At 22.2% G+C, this 2,120-nt stretch carries 1 protein-coding gene and 1 pseudogene; both read right to left on the reverse strand.

The window, feature by feature from the left end; translation table 11 throughout:
* A pseudogene (locus ACWYO2_RS05875) lies at nucleotides 1-626 on the reverse strand (hypothetical protein); the annotation flags it as partial.
* 15 nt (nucleotides 627-641) lie between these two features.
* Nucleotides 642-2,120 (reverse strand): AAA family ATPase (locus ACWYO2_RS05880; RefSeq protein WP_455515548.1); only part of this gene is annotated, 1,479 nt, incomplete at its 5' end.

The following is a 2,120-nucleotide window of genomic DNA, read 5'->3' on the forward strand; positions in this document are numbered from 1 at the left end:
TCTTTCACAATAGTAAATAAAGACCTATCACCTAGATTTATAAAACTTGTTTTTTCTCCATAAGCTTTAATACTTTGATTATCAGGATTCCCATATTTATCTGATTTTTCATCAGTTGATGGTACTAAATTATACACATCTATATAGTATATATTTTTACCTTCATTTAAAGTATCTTCTATAAAAATGTTAATTGCATTACCTAATTTTACAGCTTTCTCCCAATTAAATGCTCTAATAACAGCAGAATTTTTAGGAATATAAGCTATATTTTTATTATACAATACTACATACCATTCATTTTTATTTGCATCAACAACTTTTCCCTTATATGCAAGTCTTGAGCCTTTATTTAATACCTTTAACGTTTTTGATTTTGAGTTTGGTTGTATTTTTAAAGCAATTTGTCTATTAAAATATACAAAATAATTAAAATCTTTATTAAAATATTTATCAAATTTTAAATTTAAAGTATAATTATTAGTCCTTACCTTTTTTTCTACAATCTTTTCAGTTTTTTCAACTTCTTCTACTACACTATTTTTACTTTTATCATTAACTTCTTCTTCAGTAAATGATATCATAGGAAATAGTATTAAAGATATAATAAATAAATACTTTTTCATTAAATCACCTCTTTATTATATATCAACAGATACAATTTTTGATTCCCCAACTTCCTTATTCATAGATACACCATATAGTCTATCTGCCCCCTTCATAGTCTCTTTATTATGTGTTATAAGGATAAATTGTGATTTTTCTATAAATCTTCTTAATAACTCAACTATTTTTTTCGTATTTCTTTCATCTAGTGCTGCTTCTATTTCGTCAAAGAAAGTAAACGGTGATGGTTTAAACATAAATATAGCCATTATAAAAGAAACAGCAAGCATAGATTTTTCTCCCCCAGATAAAAGTAAAAGAGTTTGTTCAGGTTTATTTTTATATTTAACACTTAATTCAAGACCGGAAGAAAGAATATCATCTGGATTTGTAAGTTTAATATCACCTCTTGCACCATAAAATATTTCTGAACACATGTATTTAAAATTATTTTTAATTTCAGTCAAAGCATACGAAAATTTAGTTTTCATTTCATCATCTATTTTAGAAATTAATTCTCTTATAGATCTTGAAGACTTTTCTAAATCTTGCATTTGCTCTAATAAAATGCTGTGTTTTTCAAATTCTATATTATACTCTTCTATTGAAGAAAGATTTACTAATCCAATATTATTTTTCTTATATTCTAATGAAGATATATCTCTTTTAATACCATTAATATCTTCCTCACTGATATTAAAGTATTTATCACTATTTTTAATATTATCTACTTTTTCTTCCTCTATTCTCATATTTTCTAAAGTATTCTCTAAATCATTAGAATTTCTAATAATATTTTCAGCTAATTTTTCAGATAAATTACTTTCTTTTATTAATTCTTTTTCAAGTTCATTTCTTACTTTAATTAAATTATGTTCTTTTTCATCTATCAATTTAAGTAAATCTTCAAACTTTTTAATATTCTCATTATTACTATTTTTTTCTTTTTCTATATTTTTAACAAGTTCTTCATACTCTCTTAAATTTAAATCAAACTTTTCAAATAGCTTATCTTTATCATTTTCAAAAGCAAATATATCATCAATATCTTTACTTAATATATCATATTGATTTTTAATATCTTTTTTATTATTTAAGATATTAGTATATTTTTCATTTAAAACTGCATATTCAACATTAATCGTATTTAATTTTTTGGTCAACTTATTAATATTCCCTATATTACCAAGTTCTATTTCTAAATCTTGCTTAATATCAAATATTTCATCTAATCTTTCACTATTTTTTTTAATATTCTCTTTATTCAAGTCTATTTTATCTTTATTTTCAACAATAGATGTTTCTGTTTCTTTAATTTCATATTCTATAGTTTTAATTGCTCTTGTAATTGAAGATATTTTATAATTAACATCCTCTATACTATTTTTAACTTCATTTAATTTACCTATATTCTCATTTTTAAATACATCTGAAAGTTCTTCTTTTAAAGAATATATATTTTGTGTAATTTTTTCATATTGACTATCAGCTTCAGATTTCAATTTTTCTATACT

This window comes from Pseudostreptobacillus sp. (genome assembly GCF_977040545.1).